Source organism: Glycomyces albidus (assembly GCF_009451885.1).
GTDB classification, from domain to species: Bacteria; Actinomycetota; Actinomycetes; order Mycobacteriales; family Micromonosporaceae; genus Glycomyces; species Glycomyces albidus.
In genome coordinates this window covers 26,258-46,200 of the sequence record NZ_WIAO01000006.1, presented here as the reverse complement: position 1 = coordinate 46,200, position 19,943 = coordinate 26,258, and the positions used below count along the sequence as shown (strand labels likewise).

Genomic DNA, 19,943 nt, shown 5'->3' with positions numbered 1-19,943 from the left:
CTAGTTGCAAACCAGTAAAAAAAATTCTCACGATCTTGACAGGTGTGTGGCATAGGTAATAGTTTTTCTTGATTCCACCTCACTGAAGGGGACGCCCATGGACCGCACCCAGCACGACCACGGCTCGCAAGCGTCGCCGCGACCATGACGGACGCGCCAGGCGCCACCGCCCAGATCGGTGTCCTCGAACGGATCCGGATGGGCGCGAGCGAACTCTCAGACGCCATGTCCAAAGTGGCCGGCCAAGTCCTGGCCGACCCTGAAGCCGCGGCCCGGGCGACGATCATGGACCTCGCCGAGCTCTCGGGCACCTCCCCAGGAACCATCACACGATTCTGCCGTCACCTCGGATACGACGGGTACGCGGCCCTCCGGGTCGCCATCGCCACCGAGACCGGCAGGGCCTCGGCCAGGCACGAGACCGGCTGGGACGTCAACATCGGCCGCGAGATCGGCCCCGACGACCCACTCGACCGAGTCCTCAAGCAGCTCATCACCATCGACGCCGCCATGCTCCGCGACACCATGGACCTCCTCGACCTCGCCGCCGTCGAACGCGTCGCCGCGGCCATCGCCGCCGCCCGCCGCGTCGACGTCTACGGCGTCGGCTCCAGCGCCATCGTCGCCCGCGAACTCCAGATGGGCTTCTACCGCACCGGCGTCGCCGCCTGGGTCTGGACCGAAGTCCACGACGCCCTCGCCAGCGCCGCGATCCTCGCCGAAGGCGACGTCGCCATCGCCGCCTCCGTCTCCGGCACCACCGTCGAGATCGTCGAAATGCTCTCCGAAGCCGGCAGCCGCGGCGCACTCACCGTGGCCCTCACCGCCTTCCCGCACTCACCCATCGCCGAGATCGCCGACGTCACCCTCGTCTCGGCCTCCCGGCAGACCGACCACCGAGCGGACCTGCTCGCCGCCAGGCACTCCCAGCTCCTGGTCGCCGACCTCGTCCACATAGCCGTCGCACAGCGGCGGTTCCCCGAAGCCTCCGAGGCCCTCGAATCCCGCGCGCGAGCAGTGGTCGGCCACCGCCCGACGCCGCGGACCCGGAACGGCGCCGGCTGACCGCCGACCGACCGAACGCAACCCTTACCCCCAACCCAGGAGCGAAAACCCATGAGGAATCCGATTTTCACCCGCCGCAACCTGTTCGGGGCCACCGCCGCCGGACTCGCGGCCACCTCCCTCGGCGCCTGCGCCACCAGCGGCAGCGACGACGAAGCCGACGAGGTCACCGTCGGCGAGGACGCCGAGAACCCCTTCGGCGTCGACGGCTCCGCGCCGCTCGACGTCGTCATCTTCGACGGCGGCTTCGGCAACGAATACGCCGTCGCCCACCAAGAGATCTACAACCGCGCGTTCCCCGACGCCGAGATCACCCACCTCGCCACCCAGGCGATCGCCGAGACCCAGCAGCCGCGCTTCGCCGAAGGCAAGCCCTGCGACGTCCTCGACAACTCCGGCGCCCAGCAGATCCCCATGGACTCCCTCGTCGGCGACGGCGAACTCGCGGAACTCACGCCCCTGCTCGACGCGCCCTCGTACGACGACCCGAACGTCACCGTCCGCGAGACGCTCCGCGACGGCGTCCTCGAGATGGGCACCTTCAACGGCGAGGTCTTCGCCCTCAACTACGTGTTCTCCGCGTGGACGATCTGGTACGACGCCAAACTGTTCCGCGACCAGGGCTGGACCCCGCCGACCACGTGGGAGGAGATGCTCGCCCTCTGCCCGACCATCCAGGCCGCCGGCATCGCACCCTGGACCTACGCCGGCCAGCACCCCGTCTACCTCTACGACATGCTGCTCATCCTCGCCGGCCGCCACGGCGGCGTCGACGTCCTCAAGAACATCGACCACCTCGAACCCGACGCCTGGCGCCACGAGTCGGTCGTCAAGGCCGCCGAGGCGATCGCCGCGCTCAACTCCGCCGGCTACTTCCTCGAAGGCACGCCCGGCATCGACCACATCCAATCCCAGACGGCGTTCAACGAACGCAAGGCCGCCTTCATCCCGTGCGGCTCCTGGCTCCCCAACGAGCAGGCGGCCATCGCACCCGCCGACTTCGAGTACATGCCCATGGGCGTCCCGTACTTCGAAGGCTCCGTCCAGCCCGGCCTCATCAGCGCCGGCGGCGAAGAGCCGTTCGTGGTCCCCAAGAACGCCACCAACCTCGCCGGCGCCTACGAGTACCTGCGGATCATGCTCTCCAAGGAAGGCGCGCAGATCTTCGGCGACACCGTCCAGGCCGCCACCGTCGTCAAGGGCGTCGAGCTCGAGAACCCGGCCGCCCAGGCCACCGACCAGCTCGTGGCCAACCCCGACGACCTCTTCCAGCCGCGGTTCCGCTTCTGGTACACGGGGATGAGCGACGAGGTCAAGGCCGCCCTGGGCGCGCTGGCGTCCGGCGGATCCACCGCGGCGGAGTTCATCGACCGGATGCAGACCGTCGCCGACGAGACCGCTGCCGACGACACCATCGAGAAGTTCCGCCACGACGGCTAGGTCCGACACGAGAGGAGGGCCTGGGTCGTGAAGCACGGCAGGTACCCGTTCATCCTGAGCTTCCTGGCGCTGCCGGTGGGGCTGTACACCTGGCTGGTGATCTTGCCGTTCGCCCAGGCCTTTCAAATCTCCCTGACCGACTGGTCGGGGTCGACGAACTCCTTCGACTACATCGGGTTCGACAACTACGTGAACCTGTTCAAAGACGAGCGGCTCGTCCTGCCCGCGCTGCGGCACACCGGGATCATCCTCGTGGTGCTCCCGGTGGTCACGATCGCGCTGGGCCTGTTCTTCGCGTTCATGCTCAACCTGGGCGGCCGCAGCCGCCAGGGCCGCATCGAAGGCGTGCGCGGCTCGAAGTTCCACAAGGTCGTCTACTTCTTCCCGCAGGTGCTCTCGGTGGCGATCATCGGCATCCTCTGGAAGCAGGTGTACGCGCCCGAGAACTTCGGCGGCCTCATCACCGGCGCGATGTCCGCGGTCGGGCTCCCCGCGCCCGTCAACGGGTTCCTCGCCGACAAGCGGTTCGTGCTCGCGGCCGTCATCGCCGTCCTGGTGTGGAGCGCGGTCGGGTTCTACCTGGTGTTCTTCTCCTCGGCGATGGCGTCGATCCCGCGGGACCTCTACGAGGCGGCGATCATCGACGGCGCCGGCCGGTTCCAGACGTTCTTCAAGATCACGCTGCCGCTGCTGTGGGACTCGGTCCAGACCGCGTGGATCTACCTGTCGATCGTCGCGCTCGACGTGTTCGTGCTCGTCTACATGATGACGCCCGAACGCGGCGGCCCCGACGCCGCGAGCGAAGTCGTCGGCGGCGTCATCTGGAAATACGCGTTCAACCACGGCGAGCAGGCGTTCGCCTCCGCCATCGGCGTGGTCCTGTTCTTCGCCGCCCTCACCCTGGCCGTGGTCTCCCTGCGGTTCGGACGCCGCGAGCAGATCGAGTTCTGAGGAGCGACATGGCAACCGAGACCCCCGTCAAACCCGCGAGCCGCGCCTCCGGCGCCCCCCGCGAAGGCGTCGCCTTCAACTTCTTCTCCCAGGGCCTCCTGTGGCTGTGGTCGCTGCTGGTGATCATCCCGGTCGCGTGGATCGTCATCACCTCGTTCAAACCCACCCGGCAGATCGCCTCCGACCCGCTCGGGCTCCCCGAGGTCCTCCACTGGGAGAACTACGCGAACGCGTGGACCAACGGCAACATCGGCTCCTACTTCCTGAACACGCTGCAGGTCATGGTCTTCAGCATCACCGGGACGATGCTCCTGGGCGCCATGGCCGCGTACGTGATCGCCCGCTACCAGTTCATCGGCAACCGCATCATCTACTTCGGCTTCGCCGCCGGCATGATGTTCCCGGTGTTCCTGGCCCTGTTCCCGCTGTTCAAGACGTTGCAGAACGTGGCGCTGCTCAACACGTACACCGGGCTGGTCCTGGTCTACATCGCCTACTCGCTGCCGTTCACGGTGTTCTTCCTGACCGCGTTCTTCCGAACGCTCCCAACGGGGGTGGCCGAGGCCGCCATCGTCGACGGCGCCGGGCACTACCGCCTGTTCTTCCAGGTGATGCTCCCGATGGCGCGGCCGGGCCTCATCGCGATCACGATCTTCAACATCATCGGCCAGTGGAACCAGTTCCTGCTCCCGCTGGTCCTCATGGGCCGCAACCCCGACGACGCCGTCATCTCCCAGGGCCTCGCCAACCTCGCCCTCCGCCAGGGCTACGAGGGCGACCCCGGCGCCCTGTTCGCCGGGACCGTCATGGCGATGATCCCGATCTTCATCGCCTACGTCGTCTTCCAACGCCAGATCCAGGCGGGCCTCACCGCGGGCGCCATCAAGTAGCACCACCGAGCCCCGACAAGTAGCAGCACCGGACCCGATGCGCAGGGGGCCGGCACCGCGCCAGCGGCGGTGGCCCCTGCGCATCGGTGCGGGCCGGTGAACCGCGGGATGAATGGTCGTGCGGCCAGCGGCTTGGGCCCAGGTCTTTCGAAGCCGCCGTCGGCGTACACCTTTCTCGTTGGTTCTTGCGGGCGGCCGGCCTCGTCAGGTCGGCCGCCCGCGCATGCTCCGCGCGGAGCGTTCGGACCGGCGGGGACCGCCGCGCGGGCGGCTTCCCGCGCGCGGTCTCGGTATGGCGACGTTCGCGAATCCCCTCCTGTCGCCGCCATCCCGCCGGTCCGGCTGATGACGTTTTTGCTATCCACTACAACAGGTCGGGGCAGTCAGTGTCGAACGCGAAGAACCTACTTGTGGATAACGCTGGGGGAGCCGGCGTTTCCGCAGGTGGATCGGGTGTGGATAACCGGTGCGGGGTGCCGCCCGGGATGCCCCCTTCGCGTCCCGGGCGGCCGAAGACGCCGGGGCTCGCAGAGCCCCGGCGCCCGTCTAATCCACGGTGACCGAGTCGAAGACCGCGGCACCGGGGTCGGAGCCGTCGTGGGAGGTGACGAACAGGCCGATCACCGCTCCACCAGGCAGTTCCGCGGTGCCGAAGACCGACCAGACCACGCCGTCGGCCGACCACGAGGCCGTGACCGTGTCCCCGGTGCGACTGAGCCGCAACCACATCGGGGCCCCCGCCTCCGTCCCGGCGATGTCGGTGTCGAACCCCGACTGCAGATGCACGCCGTTCGCGGGCGTCACCATCAGCGCCGCGTAGTCGGCGCCCGCTTCCGGCGCCGCCTTCACCATGAGGCCGGCCTTCGCCCAGTCGTCCGTGTGCTCCTGCGAGACCACCCGGGCCGTGATCTCCCCGTCGCCCGCGAGCGGCTGGTGGCAGAAGTGGAACTGGTCCGCATCGCCCCAGATGTCGTCGCCCGCACCGACCACCGTCACGGTGCCGCCGGAGAACACCGCGTCTCCGGGGATCCGCGGACCGCCGACGTCGGCGCACGTCCACGGCTCCGGGACCTCCGGCACCGCATCGGTGATCGACACCGAGTCGAAGACCGCCGTGGCCGTCGCACTCCCGTCGTGCGAGGTCACGAACAGCCCCACGGTCGCCGGGCCCGCCAGGACCGCGCTCGCGAACGGCTCCCACGCCAGACCGTCCGGCGAGTGGTACGCCGTGACCCGGGACCCCTCGCGGACGAGCCGGAGCCACACGGGCGCATCCGACACTGGACCGTCCACATCGGTGTCGAATCCGGTCTGGAAGTGCACGCCCTCCGCCGCGGTCGCCATGGCCGCCGCGTAGTCCGCGCCCTCCTCGGCCGCGGCCTTCACCATGACGCCGGCCTTCGCCCAGTCGTTCGCGCCGTCCAGCGAAGCGACCCGGGCGATGATCTCGCCGTCGCCCTCGAGCACCCGGTGGCAGTAGTGGAACTGGTCCGCATCGCCCCAGACGTCGTCCCCCGCGCCGGTGAGCGCCGCCGTCCCGTCCGGCGCGAACGACGCCGAGCCCGCGATCACCGGGTCGCCGACGTCCCCGCACGTCAACCCCGGATCCGCGGCCGCGACCGCCACCGAGTCGAAGACCGCAGTGGAGAACTGCGTGTTGTCGTGCGAGGTCGAGAACAGGCCGACGCGCGCATCCGCCGGCATCGGCACCGTCGCCGACCCGATCACCGTCCACGCCAGGCCGTCCGGAGACAGCTCGGCCGTGAACTCGTTGCCCGACCGCGTCAACCGCAGCCACGCCGCACCCTCCGTGTACGCGAAGCCCCCGCCGTCGATCCCGAAGTCCGCCTGGAAATGCGCCCCGTTCCCGGGGGTGACCGCGATCGCCGCGTACGTCGCCCCCTCCTCGGCCGCGGCCTTCCACATGAGACCGGCCTTCGCCCACGGGTTCGCGCCGTCCTGCGACGTCAGCCGGGCCGTGATCGAGCCGTCCCCGACCAGCGGCCGGTGCACGAAATGGAACTCGTCGGTCTGGTCCCACACATCCCAGCCGGCGCCCGTCACCGTGAACTCGCCGTCGTCGAAGCTGCTGAGCCCCAACTGGGTCCGCTCGCCGACGTCGGTCGACTCCCACGGGTCCGGCGGGTACGGCAGCTCCTCGAACCGGGCCGTGACCGCCGTATCCGCTCCGGGCACCGTGAACACGTGCTGCTGCTCCGCCCCGGTCGACCAGCCCGCGAACCGGAACCGCGAACCGTCCGCGTACTGCACCGACTCCGCGCCGAGCACGTACTCGGTGCCCACGACCATCCGCTTCGCCGCCGACGCGAGCGGCCGGCCGTCGAGGGTGAACTCCAGCCCCGGCGGGTCGGTCGCGACGGACACCTCGACGGTGTTCGGATGGACGTCGACGTGGCTCGTGTCCGTCAGCCCGCCGGAGTCCGTGGCCGTCACCGCGATCCGGTAGAACGTGTCGTCCCCGCCGTGCGGAGCGGTCGGGATCGTGATCTCACCGCCCGCGCCCTCGGCCGGGCCGTAGAACGGGTGGACGTGGTCGCCGTGGTGGAACTGCACCGTCCACGACAGCGACGCCGCCGCCAGCGCCCCGTCCTCGGGGTCCGCGGCCTCGCCCGAGAAGGCGATCGTGTCGCCGCCGTCGTACGTCAGACCCGCCGCCGGCGTCAGGACCACCGCCTCCGGTCTCGTGTTCCCGACCTGGACCTCGACCTGCGCCTGCGCCGACTTGCCCCCGTCCGAGACGGTGAGCACCGCCTGGTAGACCCCTTCTTCGGTGTACGTGTGCACCGGGTTCGCCTCGGTCGACGCGCCGCCGTCCCCGAATTCCCAGGCGTACTCCAGCGCGTCACCGTCCGGGTCGCCCGAACCGGCCGACGAGAACGCCACCTCCAGCGGCGCGTAGCCGCTGTCCGGTGCCGCGGCCGCCTCCGCGACCGGCGTCCGGTTCCCGCCCGACGGCGCGATCCGGTACAGCTCACCGGGGTAGATGTTCAACTGGTACAGCGCCCCGTCCGGGCCGGTCCGCAGCTCCACCGGCGTCCCCGCGTCGGCGTCGAAGTCCTCCACCGACACCACCGTCTCGTACGCCTCGTCCATGACCAGGTACTTCACGAACCCGAGCGTGTAGTCCGCGACGAATACCGCGCCCTCGTACCGCTCCCCGAGCAGCCCCCCGCCGTACACCTCAACGGCCGAGATCGAGCCCGCGCTCGCCGGCGGCGCCGTGTGCGGGTACGTGTACACCGGTTGCGCGTACGGGCAGTCCGCGCACACGCCCTCGACGTGCGGCCACCCGTAGTTCGCGCCGCGCTCGACCAGGTTGAGCTCCTCCCACTCCGAGCCGCCCACGTCCCCGGCCAGGATCCTCCCCGCATTCGGTCCACTGGGGATGAAGTCCCACCGGAAGGAGTTCCGCAGCCCGTACGCCCACACCGTCGGCTCCGCACCCGGCGTGTCCACGAACGGGTTGTCCGCCGGCACCGACCCGTCGGCGTTGATCCGGTGCATCTTGCCGTGCACGTTCCCGAGGTTCGGCGGGTTCTGGTTGTTCGTGTTCATGCCGAGCGTCCAGTACAGCTTCCCGTCCGGGCCGAACCCGACGCTGCCGGAGTGGTGGAACACGTTCGCGTCCTGCTCCGACCGGATGAGCACCAGCTCGGAGCCCGGGTCGATCTCGTGGCCGGTCATCGTGAAGCGGCTCAACCGGTCCAGATTGTCCGCGGCCGTGTAGCCGACGTACACGTACCCGTTCGCCGCGAAATCCGGATCGAGCTCCAGCCCGAGCAGGCCCCGCTCGTCCGAGCCGGCCGTCGCCAGCTCGATCAGCGGGTGCTCGTGGAGGACGCCGTCCTCGACCAGCTCGATGTCGCCGTTCTTCTCGCCGACCAGGATGTCGCCGTCCGGGGTGAACCGGAACGACGTGGGTTCCTCCAGACCGCCGACGACGAGCAGCCTCTCGAACTCGCCCGGGGGAGCGGCCTCGGCCGCACCCGGCACGAACAGCAGGGCGGGCGCCACGAGGACGGCGGCGGCCCCGCGGCGCAGGAACCTAGCGGGCATGAGCGACCTCCGCGGCCTCGTCCGACGTGTCCAGGCCGTGCTCGGTCAGCTCCCAGAAGTGCCGCTTGCTCGGCCGCAGGAGCTGCCCGAGCGCCTTGTACGCCGCCACGCTCATCAGCCCCCAGTACAGCGGCACCGTGAGCATCGCCCGTACCGCCGCGTACAGGCCCCGCTTGAGGCAGCCGAGCATCAGCGCGTAGCACATGAGCGCGTTGCCCGCGATCATCGCGAACATGCCCCCGTAGAGGACGGCCGCCGGGAACAGCGGCTCCATCCACTGGGGACCGAACACGAAGTACGACAGCGTCATCGCCCACATGAGCGGGTTGATCAGGGTCGTCACCGTCGAGAACCCGAGCGTCAAGTGGATCGCCAGGGCCTTCCTCGTCCCCAGCTCCCGCCAGAGCTGGAGCGGCTGCCGCGAGTGCACCAGCCACGTCTGCAGATACCCCTTGATCCACCGGCTGCGCTGGCGGATCCAGTTGCCCAGCCGCGAGTTCGCCTCCTCCTCGGTGACCGAGACGATCATCCGGACGTCCCAGCCGCGCCGGGCGATCCGGATGCCGAGGTCGGCGTCCTCGGTGACGTTGAACGGGTCCCAGCCGCCGAGGTCGCGGAGCGCGTCGATCCGGAAGTGGTTCGACGTGCCGCCCAAGGGGATCGCGAGCCGGTGCCGGTCCATGCCGTGCAGCGTCAGGCTGAAGTTGGTGGCGTACTCGGCCGAGAAGCACCGGGTGAGCCAGTTCGTCCACGGGTTCCAGTACTGGAGTTCGGCCTGCACGCACACGACCCGGTCCGGCAGCACCCGGAACGCGAGCGCGGCCTTGCGGAGCTGGTCGGGGTCGGGCCGGTCCTCGGCGTCGAAGATGACGCACAGGTCGCCGGTGGCGCGGGCCAGGCCCACGTTGCACGCCTTCGGTTTCGTCTTCGGCTGCGTGTCGGGCACGACCACCGTCCGGAACGCCGGCCCGAGGCGCTGCGCGGCGAGCGCGGCCCGGGTCTCGCCGTCGTCGGCTTCGACGAGCAGCAGGATCTCGAGCTTCTCGGCGGGGTAGTCCATCGCGGCGAGCCGCCGCACCAGGCCGGGCACGACGGCGGCTTCGCGGTACAGCGGCACGAGGACGGTGTACCGGGGCAGCTCGGAGTCCGGGAACGTCTCCAGGGCACCGGGTTCGAAGCGCATCGCGGTGGACCGGCCGGAGCCGAGGACCATCGCGAGTTTGAAGCCGATGACGGCCAGGTAGAGGGCGATGAGGGCGAACATGGCGCCTTGGGCCCATTGGAGCGGGCCGGGCCCGAACCCGGTGAGCAGGTCGAGCGCGATCGAGGCGGCGACGGTGCCGGCCGCGGTGAGCACGAGGGCGGTCTGGCCGGTGCTGAGGAGCCGCTGGGCGCTGAGCCCGGCGGGCGGGGCGTCGGGGTTCACTTGCGGTCCTCCTCGGCGCGGTAGACGAGGCGGTCGCCTTCGTCGTAGACGAGTTCGTAGTGGTCTTCGAGGGTGTCGGTGCCCCACAGGGCGTCCCAGACGTCGTCTTCGGAGCCGGGGACGGCGCGCATGTAGATCCATTCGACCCCCGCGGCGTGCGGGTCGGCGAGGGCCTCCTCCCAGATCCGGTACGAGCCTTCGTAGACGAGCGACCCGGTGGGCACCTGGGATTCGAACGTCACGGACTCGTTCTCGAACGACATCATGAGCGTGGTGCCGCCGTCGTGGTGCTCGCGCAGCCATTCGGCGACGGCGGCGTTGTCGGCCTCCCAGCCGCTGGCGCGGTATTCGACGGCTTCGTCGAGGGTGACGGCGCCGCCGACGGCGACGGTCGCTCCGGCGACGGAGGCGGCGGCGAGCGTTCCGGCGGCGAGGCGCCGCCCCGGGAGCCGCTTCGCGAGGGTCCCGACGAGGTATCCGGCGAAGACGGCGGCGGGGATGAGCATGATGAGCCCGAACCGGACGTTGTAGAGCGCGCCCATGACCTCCTTGACGTGGAGGGGCCGTTCGCCGGTGTAGAGCGCCCACACGAAGAACGGCGCGAAGACGAGCATCGCGTAGGGGACGAGGGCGCGCGAGTGCAGGCGCCGCCGGACCGCGTGCAGGACGAGTCCGGCGAGTCCGAGTGCGGCGGTGGCGATGCCGAGGTTGTGGAGGGCGGCGAGCCCGTACGTCTCCATGGCGGTGGGGAGCGACCCGACGTTGGCCTCGCCCTCGGCGACCCAGAGGGAGGCGTCGGCGTACTCGCCGGACTTCCAGTTCATGGGGTCGCCGAAGATGGCGAGGTTCCAGAGCGCCCAGCCGATGATGCCGGCGCCGGCGACGAAGCCGAAGACGACGACGGCGCCCTCGGTGTGCGCGTAGCGGCGGTGGCGGCGCAGGGCGGTGACGGCGACGATGGCGGCGGCGACGGCGAAGAGGATCCACCCTTCGTAGCGGGTCAGGGTGGCGGCGAGGACCGCGCCGGAGGCGAGCGACAGGTCGCGCAGGCGCCCTTCGGTGCACCATTCGTGCAGGTAGTGGAGGGCGGCGATGGCGCATGCGAAGAGCAGCAGCTCGGTCATGGCCGTGGCCTGGAGGTAGAGGACGTTGGGGTTGAGGGCGAACAGGCCGGCGGCGGTGAGGCCCCCGGCCCAGTGGCCGGAGAGCGACCGGGCGTGCGCGAACAGGTACCGGACGGCGACCACATAGGACGCCATGGAGACGAACGCGCCGGCGAAGCCGTTGAGGTACAGGCCCTCCCACAGCGACAGCGGTGCGGCGAGCAGGTGGGGGAGGGGCAGCCAGACGCCGCCGAGCTGGGCGAGTCCGGCGGTGGGGCTGTCGACGACGCGTCTGGCGATGAGCAGGTGCGAGTTCGCGTCCTTGTAGGCGAGGAGGTGGCCGTGGTCGGCGAAGTAGAGGTAGGCGATGACGGCGGCGGCGCATGCGGCGAGGGCGGCCAGGGCCGCACCGGGGTCGTTCGGTGCCGCGAGGCGCCGCGCCCATCCGAGCCGGCGGGCGTCGCGGACCATGTGGCCGTAGACGACCGCGAGGCTGGCGAGGGACTTGACGACGACCGAGAGGCGCGCGCCGGTCTGCTCGCCGTGCTCGCGCGGGTAGTGCTCGACGGGGTGCTCGACGATGCGGGCGCCGTCGCCGCTGATGCGGCACAGGAGTTCGGGGGAGATCGCGGCGGCTTCGCCGCTGAGTTCGAGGTCCTGGAGGAGCGAGCGGTCGATGAGCTTGTAGGCGCAGTCGACGTCGCGTCCGGGGACGTGCAGGAGCGTCTTGCACAGCAGGGTCCACACCGCGGCGTTGAGGCGCCGGCGCCACGGGTCGGCGCGGCGGCGCCGGTAGCCGATGACGGCGTCGGCGCGCTCCTCCTTCTTCCGTTCGCGCAGCCGGACGAGGTCCTCGGCGCGGAACTGGCAGTCGGCGTCGGTCAGGAGGATCTCGCGGAAGGCGGTGCGCCGGAGGGCGGTCTCGAGGCCGGTGCGGACGGCCGCGCCGTAGCCCTGGTTGCGTTCGTGGTGGACGGCGATGACGCGGCCGGGGTGGGCGGCGGCGAGGCGGTCGATGATCGCGCCGGTGCGGTCGTCGCTGCCGTCGTCGACGACGACGACCGCGTGCGGGACGCCTTCGCGGACGAGGGTCGAGAGGAAGTCCTGCACCGTGGAGGCGACGTTGGCCTCCTCGCGGTAGGCGGGCATGACCACGGCCACGCCGTCAGTCGGCGGCGGTGCCGCCGTTCGGACGGGGGACGGCTGCGGCCGGGCGGTGATGATCGTCAAGGGAATCTCCAGAGTGGTCGGTCGGTTCCGCCTTGCGGCGGCGGAAGACGAGGCGGTCGCCGGCGAGGTAGGTGAGGAGGGCCCCGGCGCACACCGCGACGGCCGCGGCCGCGACGGGCGGCGCGAGGCGCGAGGCGAGCGCGAACACGGCGGTGTTGCACGCCAGGCCGGCTGCGACGGTGACCTGGAACGCGGCCCAGCGCGCTGCGACGGGTCGCGCTCCTGGCGCGGGGAGGCGGCGGTCGGCCCAGGTGAAGGCGGAGCTCAGCAGGAAGTTGACCTGCGCGGAGGCGAGGAACCCGGCCGCGTTCGCGGCCGTGTCCGGCACGCCGGCCTCGCGGAGGGCGAGGAGGATCCCCGCCTGTATCGCGAAACAGGCGGCGCCGACGATTGAGAATCGGGCGAGCCGCATTGTCGGCGGCCGGTTCCGACGCATTGGTGAGACCTCCATCGGGCACAGCGGATAAACGCATGGACTCATCCTCAATGGATTGCGTCGGTGCGTGCGGAATTGCGGGTTACCGGAATGCTGGGAAAGGGGATCCGGGTGCGGCGTCGCGCTCGGGTCGTGCGGTCACTGAACGGGTTGCATCGACCACGCTAGCGGAGAACCGGCAGGTGGTGGGGCCCTGTCTGCTTACGTCTCTGTTACGTTCGGTCACCGCGCCCGCGCAGATGTCCTTTTTGCGCTATACGGAACGCCGCGCATGCCGCGCGTATCAGATTGAATCGGACAAGTCGCGGTGACGATTGATTCGGCGCCAGTCGAGTAGCCGACAGAAAGAGCCACTCGAACGGGGGACGACGTTGGAGTAACTTTATCGGCCGCCGTTGAAATATGAAATTCCTTGTTCTTATACCGGTTATACGAAGGGTCTTTACAAGCGGCCGAATCTGTGCAAATATCGAAATCATTCGATCAGCCTCCCCTTGGAGCGCTCGTGAAGGAGACGACGATGTCAGCAAAGAAGCGGCTGGGCGCCCTCGCCGCCGCCACGGCCCTCGCCACCGCGGCACTCGGCCTCGCCGCCCCGGCCCCCGCGGCGGCGGCGCCCGTGGCGTTCGACAACGGCCAGACCATCACCGACACCTCCGGCAACCTCATGCACGCCCACGGCGGCGGCATGCTCAAGGTCGGCGGCACCTACTACCTCGTCGGCGAGCAGCGCGACGGCTACCTCTTCGACCAGGTCAGCATGTACTCCTCGACCGACCTCGTGAACTGGACGTTCAGGAACGACATCCTCAGCGCCGAGTCCGACCCCGAGCTCTCGCCCGCGAACATCGAGCGGCCCAAGGTCATCTACAACGCCCGCACCGGCAAGTACGTCCTCTGGGCCCACAAGGAGAACGGCGTCGACTACGGCGACGCCGAAGTGGCCGTGGCGGTCTCCGACACCGTCGCCGGCGACTACGACTACCGGGGCTCGTTCCGCCCCCTCGGCTACGACTCCCGCGACATGACCCTCTTCGTCGACACCGACGGCGAGGCCTACCTCATCTCCGCCGCCGACGTCAACTACGACCTCAACGTCTACCGCCTCACCGACGACTACCTCGGCATCGAGGAACTCGTCCACGTCTTCGACGGCTACCACCGCGAGGCCCCGGCCGTGTTCCAGCGCAACGGCGTCTACTTCCTCGTCACCTCCGGCGCCACCGGCTGGAACGCCAACCAGACCCAGTACGCCACCACGACGAACTTCCCCGAGGGCGCCTGGTCGGGCTGGTCCAACGCCGGCAACGCCACCACCTTCGGCTCCCAGCCGACCTTCGTCACCACCGTCACCGGCACCGCCGGCACCAGCTACCTCTACATGGGCGACCGCTGGGGGCCCCAGTGGGGCGGCAAGCCCATGGACAGCGAGTACGTCTGGCTCCCCATCGCCTTCCCCAGCAACACCAGCATGTCGCTGACCTGGTACTCGACCCTCAACATCGACGCCGCCGCCGGCACCGTCCAAGGCGTCGTCGGCACCGAGGACGGCAGCCCCTACGCCACGAAGTTCGTCAACGCGAACTCCGGCAGGTGCATCGACGTCCCGGGCGGCTCGGGCACCGACGGGACCCTGCTCATCCAGTACGGCTGCTGGAACGGCGCCCCGCAGGCGTTCACCTTCGACCCGGTCTACCCCGGCTCCAAGGTCGGCGCCATCGCGAACACCGCCACCGGCAAGTGCTGGGACGTCCTCGACCAGTCCACCGCCCCCGGCGCCGCCGTCGGCCAGTGGGGCTGCTGGGCCGGCGGCAACCAGCGCTTCGCCCTCAGGGCGGCGGCGAACGGTAACCACCTCATCGTCGCCCAGCACTCCGGCCTCTGCCTCGAGGTCGCCGGCTCCTCGACCGCCAACAGCGCCGCCATCGTGCAGAACACCTGCACCGGCGCCGCCAACCAGCAGTGGGACGTCACCGGCCTCTGACCGGCGCCGCCCGCACCCCCAGGAGCACCGCTCCGGACCGCCGCCCGCGCTCGGCCGCGGGCGGCGGTCCTGCGTGTGTTCCCGGCCTCAGCACGACCCCGCCGTTCGCGGTACAACCCCTGACCAGGCATAATCGAGAGGTTGCGCTTCGGCGCAGCGTCTCCCGGCTCTCGAGGCCGGACGCCCCGGGCCGAAGGCCCGCAAAGGGCGCAGCATGCGAGTCGGCCCGGTCCAGGGCCGGCGTTGAGCGAACGAAAGGAATCAGTCTCGTGGCTGATCAACAGCAAGCCGCCGGTGGCGGCCGGGACGGCGGCGGCGACCGCCGCGGCGGTCGCGGCGGCCGCGGTGGACGCGAGGGCGGTCGCGGTCGCGACCGCGCCGAGAAGTCCCCGCACATCGAGCGCGTCGTCACCATCAACCGCGTCGCCAAGGTCGTCAAGGGCGGCCGGCGCTTCGCCTTCACCGCCCTCGTGGTGGTCGGCGACGGCGCGGGCAACGTGGGCGTCGGCTACGGCAAGGCCAAGGAAGTCCCCGCGGCGATCGCCAAGGGCGTCGAAGAGGCCAAGAAGAACTTCTTCGAGGTCCCGCGCATCGGCGGCACCATCCCGCACGAGACGTTCGGTGAGGACGCGGCCGGCAAGGTGCTCCTGAAGCCCGCCTCCGCCGGTACCGGCGTCATCGCGGGCGGCCCCGTGCGCGCCGTGCTCGAGTGCGCCGGCGTCCACGACGTCCTGTCCAAGTCCCTCGGCTCCTCGAACGCCATCAACATCGTCCACGCGACGGTCAAGGCGCTCAAGCAGCTCGAAGCCCCGGAGGCCGTCGCGGCCCGCCGCGGCATGCCCCTCGAGGACATCGCTCCTCAGGGCCTGCTGCGCGCCCGCGCCGAAGCCGCCCAGGCTGCGCAGGCTTAGGGGATCTGACATGGCACGTTTGAAGATCACCCAGCACAAGTCGGTCATCGGCGAGAAGCCGAAGACCCGGGCGACCATCGAGACGCTCGGCCTTCGCAAGATCGGCCAGACCGTCTACAAGGAGGACCGCCCGGAATTCCGCGGCATGGTCCACCGCGTCCGTCACCTGGTCGACGTCGAGGAGGTCGAGTAGTCATGGCTATCCGCATTCATGACCTGCAGCCGGCCCCCGGCGCCAAGAAGGCCAAGACCCGCGTCGGTCGCGGTGAGGGCTCCAAGGGCAAGACCGCCGGCCGCGGCACCAAGGGCACCAAGGCCCGCAAGACCGTGCCGGCCGGATTCGAGGGCGGCCAGCAGCCGCTCCAGATCCGTCTGCCGAAGCTCAAGGGCTTCAAGCCGCACAACAAGCTCGTCTACCAGGTCGTCAACCTCGACCGTCTCGTGGAGCTCTTCCCCGACGGCGGCGAGGTCGGCCCCGAGCAGCTGATCGAGGCGGGCGTCCTCAACAAGAAGGAGCTCATCAAGGTCCTCGGCTCCGGCGAGGTCGACGGCGTCAAGTTCGACCTGAAGGCGCACGCCTTCTCGGCTTCCGCCACCACCAAGGTCGCCGCCGCCGGCGGCACGACCACCGTGGTGGACAAGAAGACCGGTGAGGCGCTCGCCGAATAGGCGGACCCGCGCACCGGGCGAACACCTGAACAGCGCAAACGGGCCGGAGGGAACTCCGGCCCGTTTCGTCATGCTGAGTGCCGAATACTCTGCGTCCGAATGCGCCTGCTAGGCTCCCTTGGCGAGGTCCACCGTCTTCCTCGGGCGTGTGATCCCCTCGCTACGAACTTCACACGCCCACTGGTAACTAGGACGTTGCCCCGCAACGTCTCCGGGCCCCGCCAGGGGGTCTTGTTCAGGAGGAACCGCATTGCTCTCCGCCTTCATCAGCGCGTTTCGGACCCCGGATCTGCGCAAGAAGATCCTGTTCACCCTGATGATCATCGGTCTGTATCGCCTGGGTGCGCAGATGCCGAGCCCCGGCATCGACTACGCCGCGGTGCAGTCCTGCCTGAACATGCAGCCCACCGATGAAGCGGGCGTCTTCGGCCTCCTGAACCTGTTCACCGGTGGAGCGCTCCTCCAGCTCTCGGTCTTCGCGCTCGGCGTCATGCCGTACATCACCGCGTCGATCATCATGCAGCTGCTGACCGTGGTGATCCCCAGGCTCGAGCAGCTCCGCAAGGAGGGCCAGCCCGGCCAGGTCAAGATCACCCAGTACACCCGGTACCTGACGCTCGGCCTCGCCCTGCTCCAGGCCTCCGGCTACATCGCCCTGGCCCGGTCGGGGATCCTCTTCCAGACCGAGTGCCCGAGCCCGATCCTGCCCGACCTGTCGACCACCGAAGCGAACATCCCCTACTGGATGTCCGTCGTCACCGTCGTCGCGGTCATGGTCGCCGGCTCCGCGATGATCATGTGGTTCGGCGAGCAGATCACCGAGCGGGGCGTCGGCAACGGCATGAGCCTGCTGATCTTCGCGTCGATCGCCGCCCAGATGCCCGGCCAGTTCTGGTCCCTCCAGGAGTCCGAGGGCTGGTTCATGTTCGCCGTCATCGTGGGCCTGTGCATCGCGATCATGGTCGCGGTCATCTTCATCGAGCAGTCGCAGCGGCGCATCCCGGTGCAGTACGCGAAGAAGATGGTCGGCCGCCGGATGTACGGCGGCACCTCCACGTACATCCCGCTCAAGGTCAACCAGGCCGGCGTCGTCCCGGTCATCTTCGGCTCGTCGCTGCTGTACATCCCGACGCTGTTCCGCCAGCTCAACCAGAACAGCGACGCCCAGTGGGTCCAGTTCATCGACCGGTACCTGCTCAACCAGGGCTCGTGGGTCTACATCACGCTGTACGCGTTCCTGATCATCTTCTTCACCTACTTCTACGTGTCGATCACCTTCAAGGTCGACGACGTCGCGGAGAACATGAAGAAGGCCGGCGGCTTCATCCCGGGCGTGCGCCCCGGGAAGCCCACCGCGACCTACTTGCAGCGAGTCCTGTCACGCCTGACCTTCCCGGGCTCGCTGTATCTGGCCGCTATCGCTATCCTTCCCAATCTGGCCATCATCGCGTTCGGTAACCAGCAGCTGTTCGCAACGTTCGCGTTCGGCGGCACGTCGGTGCTGATCATGGTGGGCGTCGGCCTGGAGTCGGTCAAGCAGATCGAGTCCCAGCTGATGCAGCGCCACTACGAGGGCTTCCTGCGCTGACGCAGGCTTGACCTCGGTGCCACAGCGCGGCCGCCAGGCCGCGCTATCGGCACGCTCGGCGAACGTCCACGAGCCGAGGATCGGCACGACACGGGAGGAAATTCTTTGCGACTGGTACTCGTAGGCCCGCCGGGGGCCGGCAAGGGCACCCAGGCGGAGATCATCGCCGAGCGGCTCGGCATCCCCAAGATCTCCACCGGCGACATCTTCCGCGCCAACGTCTCCGGCGGCACCCCGCTGGGCCTCAAGGCCAAGGAGTACATGGACGCCGGGGACCTCGTCCCCGACGAGGTCACCAACGAGATGGTGGCCGACCGGCTCGCCCAGGACGACGCCGCCGACGGCTTCCTCCTCGACGGGTACCCCCGCAACACCGAGCAGGCGAAGGTCCTCGACGGCATCCTCAAGGCCGCCGGGGCCGAACTCGACCTGGCGCTCGAACTCGTGGCCAGCGACGACGAGGTCGTGCGCCGCCTGTCGGGCCGCCGCGTCTCCAAGTCCACCGGCAAGGTCTACCACCTCGAGTTCGACCCGCCGGCCGACCCGGACTCCGACGACCTCTACCAGCGCTCGGACGACCGCCCGGAGACCATCAAGAACCGCCTCAAGGTGTACGCCGAGCAGACCGCCCCGCTCGTCGGCTACTACGAGGCCCAGGGCAAGCTCGTCGAGATCGACGCGATCGGCGAGGTCGACGAGGTCACGGCCCGCGCCCTGACCGCCATCGGCGCCGCGGAGTAGCGTCCGTGTTCCGCCGTCGCGACCGGATCCAGTACAAGACCCCGGAGCAGATCCGCAAGATGCGGGCCGCGGGCCTCGTGGTGGCCGAGGTCCACCAGGCCATGCGCGAGTCCGCCGGACCGGGCGTCTCGACGGCGGAACTCGACCGGATCGCCGAGGACGTCATCCGCGGCGCCGGCGCGGTCCCCTCCTTCAAGGGCTACGACATCGGCTTCGGGCCCTACCCGGCGTCGATCTGCTCCTCGGTCAACGAGCAGGTCGTCCACGCGATCCCCGCGAAGGACGCCGTCCTCGAGCCGGGGGACCTCCTGTCGGTCGACGTCGGCGCCATCGTCGACGGCTGGCACGGGGACGCGGCGATCACCATCGAGATCGGCGAGGTCGCGCCCGAGCTGCGGGCCCTGCGGGAGGCCTGCGAGGCGTCCATGTGGGCCGGCATCCGGGCCGCCGCCACCTCGAAGCGCCTCGGCGGGATCTCGCACGCGATCGAGCACGCCGTGGAGCACTCGGGCGACTACGGGATCGTGACCGGCTTCGGCGGGCACGGCATCGGCACCGAGATGCACCAGGACCCCCACATCCTCAACTACGGCCGCCCGGGCGAGGGCCCGAAGCTCCGCCCCGGCATGGCCCTGGCGATCGAACCGATGATCACGCTCGGCTCGCCCGACACCGCCGAGCTCGAGGACGGGTGGACCATCGTCACGGACGACGGCTCGGTCGCGGCGCACACCGAGCACACCATCGCGCTCTGCGAGGACGGCGTGTGGGTGCTGACGGCCCCCGACGGCGGCGTCGCACAGCTGGGCGAACTGGCCGCGAGCGCGGCTCGCGCCGAATAGGACCGCGATGCCATAATTGGCATCGTGACCGACGATAGGCTCCGGATCTCCAACGCGGACCGCGACTTGGCGATCCAGCAGCTCCAGGCCGCCCTCGACGAGGGCCGGATCGACCTGGCCGAGTTCGACGAACGCGCCAAGGCGGTTTACGGCGCCAAGACCAACGCCGAGCTCGACATCGTCTTCGAGGACCTGCCCGGCGGCCGCCCGAAGGCCGGGGAGGTCGCCACTGCTTCGACCTCGGCCGTCGATGCGCCCGCCGAGCCCGCCCGGGCCGCCTCCTCCGCGCCGGACAAGCCCCGGGGCATTCGCCTGAAGGACGTGCCGGCGCTGCGCGGCCTCGTCACGGTGGGCCTGATCTGCACCGGCGTCTGGTTCGCGACCTGGATCGGCACCGGCGAGCCGACGTACTTCTGGCCGATCTGGCCCATCCTCGGCCTCGGCATCGCCACGATCGTCCAAGTGGTGAACCTCGGCTTCGACGGCCGCGGCGACGACGAGGACGGATCGGGCCGCGACGACCGCGGCCACGGCGGCGGTCACGGCCGCGGCCACCTCGGACACTGACCCCGACCCCCAGCCCCCAAGGA

16 protein-coding genes are annotated in these 19,943 nt (G+C 69.8%); 12 read left to right on the top strand and 4 right to left on the bottom strand.

All coding sequences use genetic code 11. The features are described from left to right. Positions 1-144: 144 nt before the first annotated feature. The 4 genes from GFD30_RS07130 to GFD30_RS07115 are packed head-to-tail and all read left to right on the top strand — an operon-like array spanning position 145 to position 4,346. On the top strand, positions 145-1,065 hold the full coding sequence (locus GFD30_RS07130) for a MurR/RpiR family transcriptional regulator (RefSeq protein ID WP_153024506.1): 921 nt from the start codon (positions 145-147) through the stop codon (positions 1,063-1,065). A 51-nt stretch (positions 1,066-1,116) separates the two neighbouring features. Beyond that, a complete protein-coding gene (gene ngcE / locus GFD30_RS07125; RefSeq protein WP_153024505.1) occupies positions 1,117-2,505 on the top strand; it encodes an N-acetylglucosamine/diacetylchitobiose ABC transporter substrate-binding protein in 1,389 nt (462 codons plus the stop codon). Between the two features lie 27 nt (positions 2,506-2,532). After that, a complete protein-coding gene (locus GFD30_RS07120; protein ID WP_322633033.1) occupies positions 2,533-3,456 on the top strand; it encodes a carbohydrate ABC transporter permease in 924 nt (307 codons plus the stop codon). A gap of 8 nt (positions 3,457-3,464) precedes the next feature. Next, positions 3,465-4,346, top strand: coding sequence for a carbohydrate ABC transporter permease (locus GFD30_RS07115; protein ID WP_153024504.1), 882 nt, complete (start codon positions 3,465-3,467; stop codon positions 4,344-4,346). 546 nt (positions 4,347-4,892) lie between these two features. Here the strand turns inward: GFD30_RS07115 and GFD30_RS07110 are convergent. The 4 genes from GFD30_RS07110 to GFD30_RS07095 are packed head-to-tail and all read right to left on the bottom strand — an operon-like array spanning position 4,893 to position 12,594. Then, the gene (locus GFD30_RS07110) at positions 4,893-8,423 is read right to left on the bottom strand and encodes a PQQ-dependent sugar dehydrogenase (protein ID WP_153024503.1); all 3,531 of its coding nucleotides are present in this window, start codon (positions 8,421-8,423) and stop codon (positions 4,893-4,895) included. Next, positions 8,413-9,849: a glycosyltransferase family 2 protein gene (locus tag GFD30_RS07105; protein ID WP_322633032.1), complete on the bottom strand. Its 1,437-nt coding sequence runs from the start codon at positions 9,847-9,849 to the stop codon at positions 8,413-8,415. The genes GFD30_RS07110 and GFD30_RS07105 overlap by 11 nt, the downstream gene beginning before the upstream one ends. Then, the gene (locus tag GFD30_RS27495; RefSeq protein WP_322633031.1) at positions 9,846-12,113 is read right to left on the bottom strand and encodes a glycosyltransferase; all 2,268 of its coding nucleotides are present in this window, start codon (positions 12,111-12,113) and stop codon (positions 9,846-9,848) included. Before GFD30_RS27495 ends, GFD30_RS07105 begins: the two co-directional genes overlap by 4 nt. A gap of 4 nt (positions 12,114-12,117) precedes the next feature. Further along, a complete protein-coding gene (locus GFD30_RS07095) occupies positions 12,118-12,594 on the bottom strand; it encodes a GtrA family protein (RefSeq protein WP_194201879.1) in 477 nt (158 codons plus the stop codon). Between the two features lie 544 nt (positions 12,595-13,138). On the opposite strand from GFD30_RS07095, the gene GFD30_RS07090 reads away from it, so the two are divergent. The 8 genes from GFD30_RS07090 (at position 13,139) to GFD30_RS07055 (ending at position 19,920) form a co-directional block, all read left to right on the top strand. Next, positions 13,139-14,602: an RICIN domain-containing protein gene (locus GFD30_RS07090; protein WP_153024501.1), complete on the top strand. Its 1,464-nt coding sequence runs from the start codon at positions 13,139-13,141 to the stop codon at positions 14,600-14,602. 269 nt (positions 14,603-14,871) lie between these two features. After that, positions 14,872-15,513 carry a 30S ribosomal protein S5 gene (rpsE, locus tag GFD30_RS26765; RefSeq protein ID WP_407648986.1) on the top strand — a complete coding sequence of 214 codons (642 nt, stop codon included), beginning with the start codon at positions 14,872-14,874 and terminating at the stop codon, positions 15,511-15,513. Between the two features lie 10 nt (positions 15,514-15,523). After that, positions 15,524-15,706, top strand: coding sequence for a 50S ribosomal protein L30 (rpmD, locus tag GFD30_RS07080; RefSeq protein ID WP_153024500.1), 183 nt, complete (start codon positions 15,524-15,526; stop codon positions 15,704-15,706). A gap of 2 nt (positions 15,707-15,708) precedes the next feature. Beyond that, positions 15,709-16,182: a 50S ribosomal protein L15 gene (rplO, locus tag GFD30_RS07075; RefSeq protein WP_153024499.1), complete on the top strand. Its 474-nt coding sequence runs from the start codon at positions 15,709-15,711 to the stop codon at positions 16,180-16,182. Positions 16,183-16,432: 250 nt separating this feature from the next. Then, complete coding sequence (gene secY, locus GFD30_RS07070) at positions 16,433-17,770, top strand: preprotein translocase subunit SecY (RefSeq protein ID WP_153024498.1); 1,338 nt, start codon at positions 16,433-16,435, stop codon at positions 17,768-17,770. Positions 17,771-17,875: 105 nt separating this feature from the next. Then, a complete protein-coding gene (locus tag GFD30_RS07065) occupies positions 17,876-18,511 on the top strand; it encodes an adenylate kinase (protein WP_153024497.1) in 636 nt (211 codons plus the stop codon). A gap of 5 nt (positions 18,512-18,516) precedes the next feature. Then, on the top strand, positions 18,517-19,353 hold the full coding sequence (gene map / locus GFD30_RS07060) for a type I methionyl aminopeptidase (protein ID WP_322633030.1): 837 nt from the start codon (positions 18,517-18,519) through the stop codon (positions 19,351-19,353). 24 nt (positions 19,354-19,377) lie between these two features. Then, entirely contained in the window at positions 19,378-19,920 is a 543-nt protein-coding gene (locus GFD30_RS07055; RefSeq protein WP_153024496.1) for a DUF1707 SHOCT-like domain-containing protein, read from the top strand. Positions 19,921-19,943: the final 23 nt, after the last annotated feature.

Excerpts from the sequence above, each read along its gene's own strand:
- GFD30_RS07115 (WP_153024504.1), top strand. The coding sequence starts at position 3,465 with ATGGCAACCGAGACCCCCGTCAAACCCGCGAGCCGCGCCTCCGGCGCC.
- rplO (WP_153024499.1), top strand. The coding sequence starts at position 15,709 with ATGGCTATCCGCATTCATGACCTGCAGCCGGCCCCCGGCGCCAAGAAG.
- GFD30_RS07130 (WP_153024506.1), top strand. The coding sequence starts at position 145 with ATGACGGACGCGCCAGGCGCCACCGCCCAGATCGGTGTCCTCGAACGG.
- rpmD (WP_153024500.1), top strand. The coding sequence starts at position 15,524 with ATGGCACGTTTGAAGATCACCCAGCACAAGTCGGTCATCGGCGAGAAG.
- GFD30_RS07090 (WP_153024501.1), top strand. The coding sequence starts at position 13,139 with ATGTCAGCAAAGAAGCGGCTGGGCGCCCTCGCCGCCGCCACGGCCCTC.
- GFD30_RS07110 (WP_153024503.1), bottom strand. The coding sequence starts at position 8,423 with ATGCCCGCTAGGTTCCTGCGCCGCGGGGCCGCCGCCGTCCTCGTGGCG.
- GFD30_RS07095 (WP_194201879.1), bottom strand. The coding sequence starts at position 12,594 with ATGCGGCTCGCCCGATTCTCAATCGTCGGCGCCGCCTGTTTCGCGATA.
- ngcE (WP_153024505.1), top strand. The coding sequence starts at position 1,117 with ATGAGGAATCCGATTTTCACCCGCCGCAACCTGTTCGGGGCCACCGCC.